At 68.1% G+C, this 16,094-nt stretch carries 16 protein-coding genes; 4 read left to right on the forward strand and 12 right to left on the reverse strand.

What is annotated here, in order from left to right; genetic code table 11:
- Window positions 1–57 precede the first annotated feature (57 nt).
- From KY572_RS16290 to KY572_RS16300, 3 genes are all read right to left on the reverse strand, one after another.
- On the reverse strand, window positions 58–483 hold the full coding sequence (locus tag KY572_RS16290) for a hypothetical protein (protein ID WP_224243543.1): 426 nt from the start codon (window positions 481–483) through the stop codon (window positions 58–60).
- A gap of 8 nt (window positions 484–491) precedes the next feature.
- Entirely contained in the window at window positions 492–821 is a 330-nt protein-coding gene (locus tag KY572_RS16295; protein ID WP_224243544.1) for a hypothetical protein, read from the reverse strand.
- 68 nt (window positions 822–889) lie between these two features.
- Window positions 890–1,078: a hypothetical protein gene (locus tag KY572_RS16300; protein WP_224243545.1), complete on the reverse strand. Its 189-nt coding sequence runs from the start codon at window positions 1,076–1,078 to the stop codon at window positions 890–892.
- A gap of 77 nt (window positions 1,079–1,155) precedes the next feature.
- Between KY572_RS16300 and KY572_RS16305 the strand changes: the two genes are divergently transcribed.
- Entirely contained in the window at window positions 1,156–1,542 is a 387-nt protein-coding gene (locus tag KY572_RS16305; protein WP_224243546.1) for a hypothetical protein, read from the forward strand.
- 194 nt (window positions 1,543–1,736) lie between these two features.
- Entirely contained in the window at window positions 1,737–4,097 is a 2,361-nt protein-coding gene (locus tag KY572_RS16310) for a hypothetical protein (protein WP_224243547.1), read from the forward strand.
- 52 nt (window positions 4,098–4,149) lie between these two features.
- On the opposite strand, the gene KY572_RS16315 is transcribed toward KY572_RS16310, so the two are convergent.
- The 7 genes from KY572_RS16315 to KY572_RS16345 all read right to left on the reverse strand — a co-directional run bounded on the left by KY572_RS16315 (window position 4,150) and on the right by KY572_RS16345 (window position 9,406).
- Window positions 4,150–4,611 carry a DUF2147 domain-containing protein gene (locus KY572_RS16315; RefSeq protein WP_224243548.1) on the reverse strand — a complete coding sequence of 154 codons (462 nt, stop codon included), beginning with the start codon at window positions 4,609–4,611 and terminating at the stop codon, window positions 4,150–4,152.
- A 114-nt stretch (window positions 4,612–4,725) separates the two neighbouring features.
- Window positions 4,726–5,079 (reverse strand): hypothetical protein, encoded by a 354-nt coding sequence (locus KY572_RS16320; protein ID WP_224243549.1) that lies wholly within the window; start codon window positions 5,077–5,079, stop codon window positions 4,726–4,728.
- 126 nt (window positions 5,080–5,205) lie between these two features.
- The gene (locus KY572_RS16325) at window positions 5,206–5,424 is read right to left on the reverse strand and encodes a hypothetical protein (RefSeq protein ID WP_224243550.1); all 219 of its coding nucleotides are present in this window, start codon (window positions 5,422–5,424) and stop codon (window positions 5,206–5,208) included.
- 134 nt (window positions 5,425–5,558) lie between these two features.
- Entirely contained in the window at window positions 5,559–6,506 is a 948-nt protein-coding gene (locus KY572_RS16330) for a hypothetical protein (RefSeq protein WP_224243551.1), read from the reverse strand.
- Complete coding sequence (locus tag KY572_RS16335) at window positions 6,500–8,092, reverse strand: hypothetical protein (RefSeq protein ID WP_224243552.1); 1,593 nt, start codon at window positions 8,090–8,092, stop codon at window positions 6,500–6,502. The genes KY572_RS16330 and KY572_RS16335 overlap by 7 nt, the downstream gene beginning before the upstream one ends.
- Window positions 8,093–8,099: 7 nt before the next feature.
- A complete protein-coding gene (locus KY572_RS16340) occupies window positions 8,100–8,900 on the reverse strand; it encodes a TadE/TadG family type IV pilus assembly protein (RefSeq protein WP_224243837.1) in 801 nt (266 codons plus the stop codon).
- A 260-nt stretch (window positions 8,901–9,160) separates the two neighbouring features.
- The gene (locus tag KY572_RS16345) at window positions 9,161–9,406 is read right to left on the reverse strand and encodes a hypothetical protein (protein WP_224243553.1); all 246 of its coding nucleotides are present in this window, start codon (window positions 9,404–9,406) and stop codon (window positions 9,161–9,163) included.
- Between the two features lie 391 nt (window positions 9,407–9,797).
- On the opposite strand from KY572_RS16345, the gene KY572_RS16350 reads away from it, so the two are divergent.
- Window positions 9,798–11,792, forward strand: coding sequence for an ATP-binding protein (locus tag KY572_RS16350; RefSeq protein ID WP_224243554.1), 1,995 nt, complete (start codon window positions 9,798–9,800; stop codon window positions 11,790–11,792).
- A 121-nt stretch (window positions 11,793–11,913) separates the two neighbouring features.
- Complete coding sequence (locus KY572_RS16355) at window positions 11,914–14,580, forward strand: hypothetical protein (protein ID WP_224243555.1); 2,667 nt, start codon at window positions 11,914–11,916, stop codon at window positions 14,578–14,580.
- A 5-nt stretch (window positions 14,581–14,585) separates the two neighbouring features.
- Here KY572_RS16355 and KY572_RS16360 read toward each other — a convergent pair whose 3' ends face one another.
- Together KY572_RS16360 and KY572_RS16365 are read right to left on the reverse strand one after the other, a co-directional pair.
- Complete coding sequence (locus tag KY572_RS16360; protein ID WP_224243556.1) at window positions 14,586–15,404, reverse strand: SIR2 family NAD-dependent protein deacylase; 819 nt, start codon at window positions 15,402–15,404, stop codon at window positions 14,586–14,588.
- Between the two features lie 26 nt (window positions 15,405–15,430).
- Window positions 15,431–16,045: a glutathione S-transferase family protein gene (locus tag KY572_RS16365; protein WP_263451719.1), complete on the reverse strand. Its 615-nt coding sequence runs from the start codon at window positions 16,043–16,045 to the stop codon at window positions 15,431–15,433.
- Window positions 16,046–16,094 lie beyond the last annotated feature (49 nt).

Consider the following 16,094-nt stretch of genomic DNA (forward strand, 5'->3'; position numbering starts at 1 on the left):
ACGATTCTCATTATCAGGTGCGGACGCCCTGGACTTCACCTCCGAGAGCGAGGGGTGTCAAGGAGGAAGAGAGGGCAGTGGGCCCTGGGCGTGTTCAACGCTCTGGCTGAGCGGTGACGCCCAGGCCCTGCGTCGCTGCTCGCCCCCTGGCCCTGGCGCGTGATGCGCCCACCTCACACCAGTGCTCACCGCCTGCCGGGGAGGTGCCCGTGTCGGGCCGGAGCGCCAGCAACTGGTCTGCTTGTCATACCAGTTAGCAACCAGTCCGGCAGACAGGCAGGGGCCCGGACCACGAAGGGAGTCTGTCCCCCAAGGGGGTTGGTTCGGGCTTTCCGGTCCTTCGATGCCGAGGAGGTAGGCCAGGTACTGGTCCTGCGCCACGCCCGTGGGATCCGCGGGCACGTCGATGTCCTCCGTCAGCGTCTTGTAGATGAAGTCGTTGACCTCATGCAGATTGCCCTGCTGCTCGATGGTTTCCAGCACGGCTTCGGTCAGCTCCTCCCCCGCAGCCCGACGGACGTGGCGATCTCGATGAGCTGCGGGAGCACGTGATCCGGGTCCGGGCCCGCGTTGTAGACCAGCCCGAACACCTCTTCCCGGCTCAGGCCGGTGGACTCCGCGATGTCGCCGAGGTCGTAGTTGGTCCCGTCGGCGACCCGCCCCGCGACCTTGCCGAGCTGCTCGGGGTGATCCTTGAAGTAATCGTCCTCCCGCCAGATCTCCTCGAGGATCGCCTGCTGATCGTTGTTGCGCGTCTCCTGCTTGGAGGCCTGGCCGGCGATGATGCCTATCGTGCTGATCAGCGCGCCAACGGTCTCCACCGCCTTGCCGAAGATCGCCGCGGGCGGGAAGAGCTGGATCGCGGACCCGAACGCGTCGGGTGCGGTGGTCAGGAGGGACCACGCAGGTCATCGAGCTGGGTGGAGGGCCACCGCTGCTGCTCCTCCACGGCGGAATGGGCGAAGCGGTCCAGTGGGGCAGCATCCTCCCAGCGCTGGCCCGGAGGCACCGCGCCACCGGTGGTGGTGCGTGCCTTCCGAGACATGCTGGCGGAGGCGATGAAGAAGCGTTCGTTCATCTGAGGGACATCGTCTTCCGGCTTCTGGACGGAGTAGCGTGCGCCTCCGCAGTCCACACCCACTCTCCGGAGTTTCCATGTCCAGACGCCTCCCCCTGCTGATGGCCGCTCTCTGCCTCGCGCTGTCCACCGCATGCGGCTCCGACCCCGAGGCGGGAGACTCCTGCTCAGTCGGGGAGGGCTACTGCCAGTCCTCGAGCGAGGCGCTGGTCTGTGATGGCGGCTCGCTGAAGCTCCTCAACTGCCGTGGCGCCAACGGGTGCTCCAAGGACGACGATGGCGACGCGACGTGCACCTTCGGAGACTTCCGTGCCGGCGATCCGTGCCTCTCCACCCAGGAGAACGCGGCCCAGTGTGACGCCAGCAACGCGAACCAGCTCCTGCGCTGCAGCGGTGGCTCCATGAAGGCGGAGGCCTGTAAGGGCTGCGCGGTCCAGTCCGGCACCATCACCTGTCAGCCGTAGCTGGAGCGCGGGGCCGGGGGCAGGCGCCGCTCTGACGCCTGCTCGGCTGCGCTGGGGAGGGCAGCCAGGGCCGAGCGTGCCCCAAGGTGGGCGCAGGGCCTGGGCCGCGGCCCTCCTCGCCCCCTGTGCGACCAGGCAGGGGCACCGACACTATGTCGGGTCTCCCTCCGCCGCGCTGTAGTAAGTTGGCGCCAATGGTACGTACCTCAGTGCTGGTGTTGATCGGGTTCCTTGTTTTCGCCTCCATCGATGATGCGTTCGCCGCGCCGCCCGAGCCGGTTGCCGCGAAGTCTGTTGGGGAGGCAACGAAGCGGGTCGAGACGGCTCGCGCCGCCCTCGCGACGGCCGTCCAGCGGATCGAGAAGGATCCGCCGAGCAACCCCGACCTCGATGCCGCCCTCGCGGCGGTGGAAGCGCTCAAGGACGCGCTCAACGCGGGCGCGAGCTTCGAGACGGAGGATCTCGACTACGCGAAGATCGTCCTGGCCGCGCGCAAGGAGCTGCGGACGCAGCGCGAGTACGTCGAGGATCGCCGCGCCAAGGTCCACATCCACGAGTTCCGCCGGCGCATCGACGCCGCGCTCGCGCCCATGAATGAGCGCGTGGCGAAGGTGACGGCGAAGGACTCGGGCCCCAAGGAAGTGGACGAGGCTCGGGCCGCGGTGGATGCGCTCAAGAAGCTGGCGGAGGAGGGCCGGCCCCTGACGAAGCAGGATCCGAAGTTCGCCGCGTACCTCTCCGAGCTCGACGCGACCATCTCCCGTCACGAGAAGACGATCGACGAGCGGTGGCTGCAGCAGTCGGCGCAGAAGCAGCGGGGACTGCTGGACGAGAGCCGCAAGGCGCTGGCCAACGCGCTCGCCGAGGTGGGCAAGGCCTGGTCGGACGACAAGTTCTCGGCCGCCGACAAGGCGACGGTGGCGCTTCAGAAGCAGCTCGACGAGGGCCGGCCGCTCGAGGAGAAGGACAAGACGTATCGCGCGGAGGCGGACAAGGCCCGCGCCGAGATCGCCCAGGCGAAGCGCCGGATGGACGAGCTGGTGGTGCAGGCGGGTGTCTCGAGGGTGAAGGCGGAGATGGGGCCCGCCCATGACGAGCTCATCGCGGCCGGCAAGGCGCTCCGCGCGAGGAAGCCGACGCCCGAGCAGTTCGCCGAGGCCAAGACCGCGGCGTTCGTCGTCCGGAAGCTGGTGGAGAAGTACGAGCCGCAGGCCGCGCGCAGCCAGCCCATCGGCCAGTACATCACCGAGGTGAAGAACCTGCTCGTCGAGGTGGAGGTGGCCCTCCAGGTCCGCAGCCTCGATGCGGCCCGCGCCGACGTCATCCAGGCCTTGCGCAACCTCGAGAGGCGGGCGCCGACCCCGGAGCAGTTCGAGGAGGCGAACACGGCGATGGTCGTCCTCCAGAAGACGCTCGAGACGGTGCACGCGAAGAACCCGGCGATCAGCCCGTCCGCCGCCGAGGCGCGGCAGCTGCTCAAGGACGGGAAGGCGACGATGGAGCGGCGCCGCTACGAGGTCGATCTGCAGCAGCAGCGCGCGAAGGTGGACGAGGCGCGGAAGAACGCGGCGGCCCTGGTCATGCAGATCCAGAAGGAGAAGCCCACCGAGGCGCAGCTCGCGGAGGCGGAGAACGCCGTCAAGCAGATCGGCGTGGTGCTGGACGCCGGCGTCGCCTTCGTCAAGAAGGACCGCGACTACTCGCTGTACGCCAAGGAGTCCAAGGAGCGCATGGCGGAGCTGGCCGACCGCATCAACCGGCGGAGGATCGTCCTGTCCGCGGCGGAGGCCCGCGCCCAGCTCACCGAGCAGCTGACCACGGCGAAGGACAAGCTCGAGGCGGCGAAGCGTGCGTCATCGACCGACGCCGACCTCGAGGCGGCCAACAAGGTCGTGAACGACATCATGAAGACGTTCGAGACGCGCGCGGAGCTGGAGCAGCAGGACGCGGGCTACGCGGGGTACGCGGAGCGGGCGCGCAACGAGCTGCTCAAGCTGGTGGAGGCGCTTGAGTTCGCGCGGCAGGCGCGGGCGCTGCGCCGGACGACTGGTGAGGCCCTGGCCGCCGCCAGCGCGACGTCGGAGGCGGCCGCGTCCGCGGCGGACCTGCGCAAGAAGAAGGAGCTGTACGCGAGCGCGCTGGACAAGCTCAAGGCCTGCCAGGAAGACGGCGCCAGGATGGTGAAGGAGAACGCCGGCCTCGGCTCGGTGGACGTGCTCGTCGGCGGTCTGCCCACCAGCCCCCAGGAGGTGATGGCCCAGTGCGCCCAGAAGGCGGCGGCGCTGCAGGAGCCCCAGAAGAAGGTCGACGTCCAGCTCCGGTTCGACGATGGACCGAGGAAGGCCTACGACCTGGCGAAGTCCCTGCTCTCCAAGGGGAAGAAGAGCGAGGCGCTCGATCAGTACAACAACTGCGTCGCCGAGGGGCGCATCCTGGAGAACCGCTACCCCGAGTTCAAGGAGCAGAAGTTCACCGTGGCCGGCACCAGCATGAACGTGCTCGAGCTGATCCAGGTCTGCGTGAAGGAGCGCAAGCCGCTGCAGGCGGCCCGCTGACCCCGAGGCGGGACGTCCACCCCGTCCCGCCCCGGCGGTACCGCTGCGAGGTCTACTCGGCGCGGACCCAGTGCTGGGTCCGCCCGATGAGCGACAGGCCGATGTAGCCGCGGACCTTCAGCTTCTTGCCTCCGTCCTCGACGGAGATCTTGACCTTGTAGGTCTTGCCGTTGCTCGGGTCGAGGATCGTTCCGCCCGACCACTCATCATCGTCCTTCTTGAGGTCGCGCATGATGACCATGCCGATGATGGGCTTGTCCTTCAGCGCCCCCTCGCACTTCTTGCAGACCGGGTTCTGCTCCTCGTTGGGCTCGGGGAAGGTCTTCTCGATCTTCCCGAACAGCTTGCCGCCCTCCTCGTAGATGGCGATGACGGACTTGGGCTTCTTCGTCTCGTCATCGATGGTGGTCCAGCGCCCCACCGGACTCGGGGCCTGGGCCTGGGCCTGGGCCATGGCGCTCGAGGCGAACAGCACGGTCAGCGTGGCCAGTCCCAACCAACGGTTTGCAGTCATTCTGAGATCCTCCGGCACCAGGGAGACATCTCGGGAGGAGCCATGCGCCGTGGTGACGTCCTCCCGCCTTCCAGCTGTACTCCGCGGTGGAGCCTAGCCGCCGGGTGGTGTTCTTCACAGCATGACGGGCTCCGTCATGCCTGTGCCGGTCCCGGCCCTCTCGGAGGGGCCACGCTGGCGCTGTGCCTGGGGCCCGCTGCCGAGCCGTCTGAGGGTGCGGCGGGCGTTCCAGGCCACGGGGGCCCAGGCCCCGAGGAGGTCCAGCACCTTCGACTCGAGCTTCGCGAAGGTGCCCGCCTCCAGCGCGTCGAGCGCGAGGCACTGGGCCTTCGGGGCATCGGAGCCCAGCGCCGCGGCGAGCTCATCGGGGTGGCGCGGCTGGGACTGGACGGCCTGCTCGTACGCGCCCGCCTCCTGGAACCAGAAGTGGTACCGGGAGGGGCACCTACCAGTAGCGCGTCCGCTCACTCTCCCAGGAGGCCTGGCGCCAGCGGCATCCAGGCCTCATTCGGAAAGTCCTGCCTGTCACCGGGCGCACCTGCTCGTGCGAGGACTGGGGCCGGAGCCCTCCCGCTCGAGGCGCCCGAGGTGGCCTCAGCGCATGTTGTTGATGATCGCCATGTTGGCGTCGTGCATCTTCTTCATGATGTTCGAGATGAGGGTGATGGCCTGCTCCTCTTTCTGCAGCTTCAGTGCGGTCAGCTGGAGGTCCCTCAACTCCTCGGGCATCGCTTCGATCTTCTTCATGTCCTCCGCGCTCACGCTCTTGATTTTGCCGAGGACATTTCCCACCAGGTCTGCGGTGATACCCATGTCGTTCCCCCATTCGCTGTCAGCGAGGACCCAAGAGATGGAGGCGGGGGCGATGCATGTCTACGCCAGGCGCTGGTCGCAGGAGACTGTCTTCTGCTGGCGTGAGCCTCGTTCTCGGAGCCTCACCTCGAGGGTCAACACTTCTGCCCCAGGAAGCACGTCCCACGCAGCCCGTAGGCCGAGTCGTACTCAGGCGTAGGGCTGCCCTTGCCCGGCGTCGTCATCCAGTTGTTGGGATCCTTGTCTCCACCGGGCCCCCGCTCCTGGAAGACACGGAAGCTCATGTAGAAGGTGGAGGGATCGAAGTTGCCCGGGGTGCCCCCCACGGTCCGCTCGGCGAGCATCCTGGCTGCTCCCATGGGGGGCAGGTGCTGCTTGTAGACGAGCCGCACCGACTGGAAGTAGGCGGGGTTGCGGCACTCTCTTCCCTCGAGCACCTCGCACTCGTTGAGCTCGTCATCCGTAGCGAGGCCCCAGTCGTCCAGCAGGAGGCTGAAGCCCCGCTCGCAGGAGGTGCCTTGCGCGCGGTTGACTCCACAGACGGTCATCGTCAGGGGATTGAGGTGGCGCTCCTGGAACAGGGCTCCGGGGCCTGAGTCGAGGAAGCTCTGGGGGAACGCGTCCAGCACCCGCACCGTGGCCTGGGCGCGACACCGCATCGTTCCCACGTCCTTGAAGACTTCGCCGGTCCGCTTCACCGGCTTGAAGTGGGGGCGGTGCTCCATGCGCTGGGGACCCGCATCACACGTCACCCGGAGTCCGCTCGCCTGGGTGAAGACGAGCCGCGCCTGGGCCTCGCCCTGCTTCGAGGTACGGCCATCGAAGTCCTGGTAGCGAGCGGTGGTCTCGCGGCCTGGGCTGTCCTGGGCGATGAGCTGCTCGAGAGGCGAGAAGTCTCCGGGAAGGCGGTGCATCTTCGCGGAGCTGGCGTGCCAGAGCGCGCTCGCATTGGCCTCCGTCACCTCGAGCATCACGTAGCCCGTCTCCGCGAAGTGGAGACCGAAGACCAGGACCGTGACGAAGACGAGCAGCCCGAGCGCCAGCTCCACGGTGGCCTGTCCCCTGAGAGCCGCGGTCACCATGCCTGATACCCCTGTTTCGCCAATGCGGCCGCCACCCGGCCAGCCTCGGTATCGGTCGCCCCGAGCGTCGAGACGATGTCCGGGACGTCTCGTGTCTGATCGACGTCCGCGCCCACGAGCGTGGCGCGCCAGAACGGGTTGAGAAAGTTGGGCGGCTCGCGCCATTGTTCCGACCCCACCACACGGTGGTAGTAGGCAATGCCCGCGGACAGCGCCACGGCCCGGGAGATGTCCGTGCCGTCAGACAACAGCAGACCCCTGTTGTCGAACCTCGTGCCCGCACCCGCAGGGCGGAAGTGGAAGCGGAAGAACAGGTTCCAGGGGTCCCCCGGCCGCGACCCGTAGTCGCGCTGGAGCACGGCGTAGTTCTTCGGCTGCCCGTAGAGGTTGCCGGCACTCGCCAGGACGCCGGTGTTGTAGTCCATGTGAGGTGGCCACATGCCTGGGCAGTTGGTGCAGTCGCCCAAGGTGTGCCTCTTCCGCCGAGCATTGGGATCCTGGCCCCCAGTCCACGTGTGCTGGTCCGTGTCATTCCGGGAGTCATCGCTTCGGACGAGCGCCTCGGCTTCCTTGCGCATGGGTGGAAACGTCGGGCAAGGCGACCGCGCACGACGAAAGACGACGATCACCTGTCCATGGTCGTCCGCGTAGGCCGCCTCGCCGCTCACCTTGGCCGCATGCGTCTTGTCCAAGGCGAAGTAGCCACTGCCCTCATCGGATACCCAGACGAGCTCGTTGGAGGGCATGGCTTGGGTGAGCTTTCCGCGAATGAGGTTCGCCCCACCTTTCCTCCCGGTGACGAAGGCGCTGCCCCGAGCGCCCATGGCTGCCGAGATGACGTGCCCCAGCTTCTTGGTCTCGCGGCGCTTGCAAGCAGCTCCCTCGCCGGGGCACGCGCCGCCCAGCTCCCTGCCATTCACGGCGACGGTTGCCTCGAGCGCGGAGACATCGCCCCCTATTTCCCGAGCGATGGCTGGCGCGATCGGATCATAGGTGCTGAAGGGGCGCAGGAGCATGGCCTCCTGCAGGCCTTGGAAGACTTCGAGCTGATCCTGGTGGATGGAGGAGAGCTGCAGGGAGCGCGCCTCTTCTCCCGCGCGCCCATCCAGGTTCCTGAAGATCTGCTCCGCCCGCTGCTCCGCCTGTGTCAGCCTGTCCTGGGTGTCGCTGATGTCCCGGATGGCCTGCGTGGAGCACCGACACAACCGCGCGCACCGGCTGCTCTTGGAGGCACACCCGCAGAAGGCGGTGAGCGGCATGTAGCCCGACACCTTGATGTCCTCGTACGCCTTCTTCGCCGACTCGATGGTGGCGCGGTAGTAGCCGCTCCAGGAGATGAGGCTCTCGACCCCCGTCATGGACACCATGTGGCTCATCAGCGCGCGGTTCATCAGGGAGATGCTGTTGAAGGCCCGGGCGGTGGCTACCGCCTGCGAGTAGGCCGCCGCATCCGCCGCGGTCTCCAGCTCCATCTTCTCCCGAGCCTTCACGGCGATGGACAGCGTGAGGCTCACCATCAGGGTGAGCAGCAGCAGCGTGAGAGCGAACAGGACGAGCGTCTGCCCTCGCTTCATGGAACGGGCCATCGCGACCTCACAAGCTCTGCGGAGCGCTGCCGCAGTTCTGGTTCTGGAAGTGCCTCGCCCGAGCCGGCGTCATCATCCGCATGCCGTGCGTGGCCTGGATGGGAAAGACGTACTGCCTGGCCGCCAGGCGGCTCACGAGCTCTTCCCGGATTCCGTCGTCCAATGACCGGGGCGACTTGCCCGCCTTCCAGCCCGCCTGCCTCCGCGCGAGCATCAGCGGGTTGGCCCCGTTGAAGTCCCTCAGGCCGAGGGATGCCAGGAACATGTGGCTCATCACCCAGTCCGCGAAGGGGATCTTCAGCGGGAACCAGTAGATGAGACGCACCTCCAGCCGCATGCCACCGCCTTCCTGGAAGGGGGCGTCGAACCTGAAGTCCTCCGGATGAGGCACGTCGGCGGACAAGGGCTGCTCGCGCACCAGCCAGAAGACAGGCCCGTCATGCGTCCCGTCCACGCCTGGCAGGTACCGGGGATCAGGGTTCTCCGTGCTGCCTACGCGCTGGCGCCAGGCCATCGCTAGCTTCTCCTCGGGAGTGCTTCCCGGCGTCCCGTTGCCGAGATAGGGCACGATGCTCGGCAGCAGTCCCGCCAGGGCCGCGTGCGCCATGTGCTTGCAGTCGCCGTGGTGCCGGCTGCCCGCGCGCGCCGCCTCGAAGGCCGCGTACTCAGCCATGACCCGACCCTGCAGCATCATGAAGAGCTGCAGCGTCCCGAGGATCAGGAAGAGGGTGAGTGGCAGTGTCAGCGCGGACTCGACCGCCGCCTGACCCGACTCCCCCCGTTGAGGTCCGATCGTCCGTGGAAACATTTCCACACAGGGTGGAGGGAGTTCTTCACGGTGGGAATCCTCGTGGACTGGCGAATGTCATGAAGCACGCGAGGATCCTCGCGCCTCTGCGCGATGGTCGACCGTCTCAGCGGCGGCTGCCTGCGTGAAGACAGCTCATCGCCCTCGAGGGCAGGGCTGCCTTTCTCCGCTGAAGCCGACGATGCAACGACACGGCGATCCAGCGTTGGCCACGCCGGATCGCCGTGCCTTTCAGGGTGAAGCTTCCCTGAGGCGCGGACTCACCACTCGACGCCGCACTCGATGCAGAGCGTGAGGATCTCGCACTGCTGCGGAGTCAGCTCGTAGTCCAGGCAGAGCCGGTCGGCCCGATCGCACTGCGCGGGCGTCGGACACCACAGGGCCTGCGCGCCGGGAGCCCCCTCCACCTGCTGCGCCGGAGCCCCGCTGGCCGCCATGGCCGCGCCCGCCGTCACGCCCACCGCCAGAGCCAGCGCCATCGTTCCCATCTTCCAAAGCTTCTTCATGTCTACCCTCGGCATGATGTGTTTCCAAGGCAGCGGGCCGGACAGCTCCGCTGCACCAGCTGCGCGAGATTGCGAGCGGGTGTGGCCTGTCTATCGGGGCGGCGTGATGGGCGCGTGACGAGGGCGAGGAGGGCTGCACGGCGCCGCGACACGCGAGCCCCATTTTCTGGGACATGCGAGCTTTCATCGTGGAGACACGCGAGCCTCAATTTCTGGGACATGTGAGCTTTGAATGACGGGCGGGTGCGAGGCTGAGCATGTTTGGGAATAATCATCTGGATTCGGGCCTCCAGAGGCCTGGTCATGCTTCGGGGAAGTGATGTGGATGTCCTCACGGGCCGGAGTCGCGAGCGGGACACCGCATCATTCGCGTCCAAGGAGAACCCAGGTGGTGGCGACTGCATGGAAAGCTCAGGTGCTGGGGCTCGCCCAGCTGGAGGGCCCGGAGGGGCAGCGGGTGAGGTTGGAGCGGCGGGCCGCGGCGCTGCTGGCCTATCTGGGTTTGGAGGGGCCCTCGCCCAAGTCCTCCGTGGCGACCCTGCTGTGGCCCGACTCTCCTTCTGCCACGGCGCGCGGCAACATGCGCCAGCTCCTGCGTCGCCTGCGGCTGGCGTCCGGCGGCCTGGAGCTGGTGGAGGCGGACTCCGAACGGCTGGCCCTGGGGTCCTCGCCGCGGCTGGATGTCGCGCTCCTGAGGCACGCGGCGGTGGCTCAGTCCCACGCCGAGGTGCTGGAAGCGGTGCGCGCTGGCGGCGGCGGCGTGCTGCTGTGTGGCCTCGACTTTGACGACTGCGAGGAGCTGGCCGGATGGCTGGATGGCGCCCGCGCCGCCGTGGAGGGCTGGGTGCGCAATGCGCGCGAGGCGGAGCTCCGGCGCCACCTGGCCCTGTGTGATTGGACGGCCGCGCTCACCCTGGCCCAGGACTGGGTGCGGCAGGAGCCCTCGTCAGAGCAGGCCGGCTGTCACCTCATCCGCCTGCACCACCTGCGAGGAGATCGGAGCGCGGCCCTCACCGCCTTCGAGCGCCTGCGCTCGACGCTCGCGCAGGACCTGGGGGTGACTCCCATGCCCGACACCCTGGCCCTGGTGCGCCAGATCGAGAAGGGCACTTCGCTTCCCCGCCCGGTACCTGTCGCCTTCCCCTCGCTGCCCGTGTCCGTGCTGCGCCCTCCGGTGCTCGTGGGCCGTGCCGCCGCCTGGCGCCAGCTGCAGGACGGGTTGAACTCGGGCCAGCTCCTGTTCATCTCCGGCGAGCCGGGGAGCGGAAAGTCCCGCCTGGCCGAGGAGTTCGCGGCCTCGCAGGGGCGGTGGGTGCGGATGGAGGGGCGCCCCGAGGATCCGGACATCCCCTTCTCCTCGCAGGCACGGACCTTCCGCGTGCTCCTGGCGCGCCGACCGGACGTGAAGCTGGCGGACTGGGTGCGCGCGGAGCTCTCGCGCATCGTGCCGGAGCTGGGAGACGCGCGCCCGTTGCCGCCTCTGGCCTCCGAGGCGGCCGAGCTGCGCTTCTACGAAGCGAACGTCGAGGCGATGGGGCAGCTCCTCGCGCATGAGCGCCTCGTCGTCGCGGATGATGTGCAGTACTGGGACAGGGCCAGCGCCCGGGTGTTCGTCTACGCGCTCAAGCGGATGCTGGAGTCCGGTGCTGGCTCCTCACCGCGCCCCTGCTTCATCGACTGTTACCGTCGCGGTGAGCTCCCCCCGTACGCGGAGGCCTACGTCCGGCAGCTCGTGGACTCGGGGATGGCGCGCATCATCGAGCTGGGGCCGCTGTCTCCGGAGGAGGTGCGTCAGCTGCTGGCGGGGCTGGAGCTGCCCGGCGCCGAGGCCCACGCCGACAACCTGGCGCGTTATACGGGAGGCAACCCGCTGGCCATCATCGAGACGCTCAAGCACCTCATCGAGACCGACTCCCTGCACCAGGAGTGGCCCCATCGCCTGCCACCTCCTGGCCGCGTAGGCCCGCTCATCCAGCGCCGGCTGGCGCGGCTCTCGCCCCTGGCGCTTCAGACGGCCCAGCTGGCCGCGCTCGCGGACTCGCACTTCCGCGCCGCGCTGGCTCCCGAGGCGCTCGAGGTACCCGCCAGCGCGGTGCACGCGGCGCTCTGCGAGCTGGAGGCGGCGCAGATCCTGGTGGGGGAGCGCTTCAGCCATGACCTGGTCCTCGAGGCGGTCCGGGCCTCCCTTCCCTCCGCGGCCGCGCGGCTGCTCCATGGCCGGCTGGCCACGGTGCTCGAGCGGGAGAGGGCTCCGGCCAGTCTTCTGGCCCACCACTGGAGGGAGGCGGGGCGAGAGGAGCGCGCACTGCCGCACCTGCTCGCCTCGGCGCACGCGGGCGAGGTGCTCCAGCTGCCCGTGTTGGGCCTGGAGGTGCGCGCCTCCTGAGGGCTTCGCTTCACCCCTCCTCATGCCCTCGAGACAGCGAACCGCAATCTGCGTTTCGTTCAAGCCGCGCCAACGTTGCATGGTTTCAAGTAGCCGGCGCCCATCCTCGAAGGAGCTCCCGATGTCCGCGCCCGGCTTCGCCCGCACGGCGATAGCATTCTCCCTGCTTCTGGTCGTCTCCGCGTGCGGAGGTGACAGCACCACCACCTGCGACGCCTCCAACTGTCTCGGCTGTTGTCAGAGCGACGGCGTCTGTGCTCCAGGCGACCAGGCTCTCGCCTGCGGCTCGGGAGGCGCCGCGTGTGGAGGCTGTGGCTCGCTGGAGCAGTGCGTCGCGGGCGTGTGCAAGCTCGCGAGCTGCCGCGACACCTGCCAGGAAGGCGCAGCACGCTGCGAGGCAGGCAAGCGCGCGGAGTGCGTCCGCGGGGCCGACGGTTGCCTCGCCTTCGCCGCGGCGCAGGCCTGCCAGGGTGGGCTCGTCTGCAGTGGCGGCGCGTGCGTGGAGCGCTGCAGCGATCAATGCACCCAGGGACAGGCCCGGTGTGACGGCGCGGGCGTCCAGACCTGTGAGCGACAGATGACCGGCTGCACCGAGTGGGGCGCGACCACCAGCTGCGGGGCGGGGGTCTGTCGTAACGGCCAGTGCTCGACCGACTCCTGCACGGACACCTGTACCGCTGGGGCGCAGCGATGCGCCAGCGACCGGCGGCAGGAGACCTGTCAGCTCGTCCAGGGGGGCTGCCTGGACTGGGTGGGGAAGGACTGCACGGCGTCGGAGTCCTGCACCCAGGAGCGCTGTGTGGCTACCAGCCCCTGCTCGCCGCCTTGCCCCAACGGGTTCACGTGCAGCTCCGCGCTGGTCTGCGAAGGCGGATCGCTGACCTCCCTCATCCTCAACACGGACATGGTGACGGTGAACGGTCACCTGACGGTGAACGGCGCGATCCCCACCTATGACTCGAGCTATTGCAGCTATCCCTCCCGCGAGCTGGCGAGGCTGACGTTCCAGCACAAGGCCAGCGGCGCGGAGTTCGTGGCGTCCGTGCGCTGCAACCACAATGGGTTCAACTTCTCCACGAGGGTCGCGCCCGGCACCTACGACGTCTTCGTGGAGCCATACTCCTCCAACGACGCCAACCTGCGGATGGCGCCGCTGCGGATGCGCGCGGCGAGCAATGTGGACATCCATGCGGACCAGCCGGACCTGAAGATCAATGAGCTCGTGTATCCGGTCTCCGGAAAGCTGACGGTCAATGGGAGCGTCCCCACGCTCGCGAACACCGCGGCCTGCGCCAACGCTCCAGGCACCCATCTCGTGGATATCTCGTTGAGCCGGGTGACGACGCCTGCTGGCGAAGGCAGCCTGGCGAGCGTCTACATCAACTGCGCCCAGAGCAGTCAGTTCACCTTCGAGACGCTGCTCCCCGCCGGGGAGTACAAGCCCACCATCAAGCCGGCCTTCGGGTCGGGCACCGTGGGGCCGCGCATCCTCCCCGGCTCGATGAACATGACGCCCAACCTCGTCGTCTCGGGTCCCGTCTCCAACGTGGTCTACAATCAGGTGGCGCATGCCGTGAGCGGGAAGATCACCGTCAACGGCGCGACACCCACCTTGAAGTCGGGCACCTGCACCAGCTCGCTCCGGGTCGCGCGCCTCGTCGCTTCCTCCGAAGATCTGCGGTTCCTGGGCTCCATCGACGTCCCCTGTACAGCGGACTTCAGCTTCTCGACCCTCCTGCCGCCGGGCAGGCACTCGGTGTACGTGCACGACGGAGGGGACTATGGCCCCCCGGTGTCGAACCTGTCTCCCGTGGGGGTGAAGCAGTCCCTCAACGTCACGGGGGCCCTGTCGAACGTCCTGTTCAACGAGGTGGTGTACCCGGTCTCCGGGAAGCTCACGGTCAACGGTGCCGCTCCCATCCTGAAGAACCCCTGCCGTTCAACGGACCGGATGGCCATCCTGACGTTCGATCCCGCGGACGGCTTCGACGGCACGGTGACGCTGAGCTGCTCCGACAACTTCCTGTTCTCCACGGTGCTCCCCGCGAATGCCTACGGGATCAGCGCTCGGCCTTTCGATAGCGAGACGACGAATCTCGCGAACGGGAGCTACGCCTTCTCTCAGCTCACTGTGTCGGGGGCCATGAGCAACGTCGTGCTGAACGAGGTGATGCATCCGGTCTCGGGGAGGATCACCCTCAATGGTGGGACGCCCACCGGTCACGAGGCGTACTGTGGCCTGAATGAAAACAAGACCTCGAAGCTCGCGGAGGTGCTCTTCGATAACGCGATCATCTCGGGGACTGACGCCAGCGCCTCCATCACCTGCCAGAAGCCCGACTTCAGCTTCTCGACGCTGGTGCCAGCGGGGAGCTTCAAGGTGGAGACGCGGAAGGGTTTTTACGCGGACTCCTCCTCGACGAACTTCGTTCACGGGACATACCCCGACCTGACGGTCAGTGGGCCGGTGACAAACCTCGTGCTCGACCGAGTCGTGCGCACCGTGTCGGGCCGGCTGACGGTGAACAACCTGGCGCCCACCCTGGATGCGTCCTATTGCGCGAACTCGTCGAGCCAGAACTCCACCCTCGCGAACATCTCGTTCAAGGACGTGTCCTCCAGCTTCGTGCAGACCGCGTCCGTGCGGTGCAAGGATCCAAGCTTCAGCTTCACCGCCTTCCTTCCGCCCGGGACGTATGACGTCCGTGTGTACAAGGCGAACGAGGGCGCGGGCCTGAACTTCACCGACGGCTTCGCGCAGGTGGTGGCGAAGCTCCGCGTTCCCTGAGAGCGCTACACCGCCACTCCGAGCGCCTTGCACACCTCGACCAGGGCGACCTCCGCGCCGGCGGCGATGGACGTGACGTCATCGTCGCTGATGCGCGGGGTGGGGTCGATGTTGAAGACGGGCACGTCGCGCATGCGTGCCGCGCGCAGCACCATGTCCGTCACCCCCACCGCGAACGACGTGCCAGCGAAGATGACCAGGCGAGCCTCCTGCTCCGCGGCACGGCACGCGGCGTGCCAGCCATAGTCCCGGTGCTCGGCGTAGTACTCGTCGAACCACAGGACGTGCATGCGCAGGAAGCCGCCGCACGCCGGGCAGCGCGGCACGTTGGCCTCCACCGGCTCCTTCCGGAAGGCGGTGAGGTCGACTTCGCTGGCGGCGATGGAGCCCTCGGGCTCGCCCAGCGAGCAGTCCGGCACGGAGCAGCGGAAGCGATCGCTGCTGCCGTGCACCTTGATCATGCGCTGGGTGCCCGCCTGCTCGTGCAGGGTGTCGATGTTCTGCGTGACCAGCAGGAAGTCGCCGCCCCGGGCGAGCTGGAAGCGCTCCAGCGCGGTGATGGCGAGGTGCCCCGGGTTGGGCCGCGCGCCCTCGAGCTTCGCGAAACGCGAGAGGTACCATTGCCAGGAGCCCGCGGGGTTCTCGCGGAAGAACCGGTAGGTGCCGAGCTCCATGACATCGCGCTTCCAGATGGCGTCCTTGTCGGTGCCTCGGAAGGTGGGAATGCCGCTGGCATGGCTGACGCCCGCGCCGGTGACGATGAGGATCTGTCCGGGGTGCGTTGCCTGCACGGCCTCGATGAGGGCGGAGAGAGCTTCCTGCATGGGGTGCGAGGGTAGCACGCGAGGGCTCACCCCGAGGCGGCCTTGCGCACCGCCGGACGTTGAGTGTGGCGCCTGACGTACTCCACCAGCTGGGGATGCCCGTCGAGCAGCTTCAGCGTGTTGGCCAGGTGAAGGATGGACGCCATCACCACATCGGCGGCGGTGAAGGACTGTCCCACGAGGAACTCACGGCCGCCGAGGCCCGCGCGGACGACGTCGAGCACGGGCGTGAGGCGGGCCCTGTGCCTGGCCAGCTCCGCGTTCGAGTGCGCGCTGTCCTTCTGCTCCTCGGGCAGCTGCACGTGCCTGTAGAGCGCCATCACCGCCGGATCGAGGGTCAGCTCGGCGAAGGCCATCCACTGGTAATAGGGGCCGCGCTCCACGGAGCCCAGCGGCGGAGCCAGGTGCTTCTCCGGGAACCGGTCGGCCAGATGGAGACAGATGGCCAGGGACTCGAGCAGCGTGACGTCTCCATCCACCAGGGCGGGGAGCTCGCCCAGCGGATGCACCGCCAGGTAGGCGGGGGTGCTGTTCTCCTGTCGGGCGAGATCGAGCCTGACCAGCTCGTAGGGTACCCCGAGCTCCTCCAGCAGCCAGCGGGGACGGACCGCTCGGGTTCGGGGGGCAAAGTAGAGCTTCATGGGCGCGCTCCTGAGGGTGGCGGGAGGCGGCAACATGCGGCGGCTGGGG

Source organism: Hyalangium gracile, from assembly GCF_020103725.1.
Taxonomy (GTDB): Bacteria; Myxococcota; Myxococcia; order Myxococcales; family Myxococcaceae; genus Hyalangium; species Hyalangium gracile.

Bases quoted from the DNA above. Each gene is read 5' to 3' on its own strand.
- KY572_RS16345 (WP_224243553.1), bottom strand. From the start codon at position 9,406: ATGAAGAAGCTTTGGAAGATGGGAACGATGGCGCTGGCTCTGGCGGTG.
- KY572_RS16355 (WP_224243555.1), top strand. From the start codon at position 11,914: ATGTCCGCGCCCGGCTTCGCCCGCACGGCGATAGCATTCTCCCTGCTT.
- KY572_RS16300 (WP_224243545.1), bottom strand. From the start codon at position 1,078: ATGAACGAACGCTTCTTCATCGCCTCCGCCAGCATGTCTCGGAAGGCA.
- KY572_RS16315 (WP_224243548.1), bottom strand. From the start codon at position 4,611: ATGACTGCAAACCGTTGGTTGGGACTGGCCACGCTGACCGTGCTGTTC.
- KY572_RS16365 (WP_263451719.1), bottom strand. From the start codon at position 16,045: ATGAAGCTCTACTTTGCCCCCCGAACCCGAGCGGTCCGTCCCCGCTGG.
- KY572_RS16310 (WP_224243547.1), top strand. From the start codon at position 1,737: ATGGTACGTACCTCAGTGCTGGTGTTGATCGGGTTCCTTGTTTTCGCC.
- KY572_RS16360 (WP_224243556.1), bottom strand. From the start codon at position 15,404: ATGCAGGAAGCTCTCTCCGCCCTCATCGAGGCCGTGCAGGCAACGCAC.
- KY572_RS16335 (WP_224243552.1), bottom strand. From the start codon at position 8,092: ATGGCCCGTTCCATGAAGCGAGGGCAGACGCTCGTCCTGTTCGCTCTC.
- KY572_RS16325 (WP_224243550.1), bottom strand. From the start codon at position 5,424: ATGGGTATCACCGCAGACCTGGTGGGAAATGTCCTCGGCAAAATCAAG.
- KY572_RS16340 (WP_224243837.1), bottom strand. From the start codon at position 8,900: ATGTTTCCACGGACGATCGGACCTCAACGGGGGGAGTCGGGTCAGGCG.
- KY572_RS16305 (WP_224243546.1), top strand. From the start codon at position 1,156: ATGTCCAGACGCCTCCCCCTGCTGATGGCCGCTCTCTGCCTCGCGCTG.
- KY572_RS16330 (WP_224243551.1), bottom strand. From the start codon at position 6,506: ATGGTGACCGCGGCTCTCAGGGGACAGGCCACCGTGGAGCTGGCGCTC.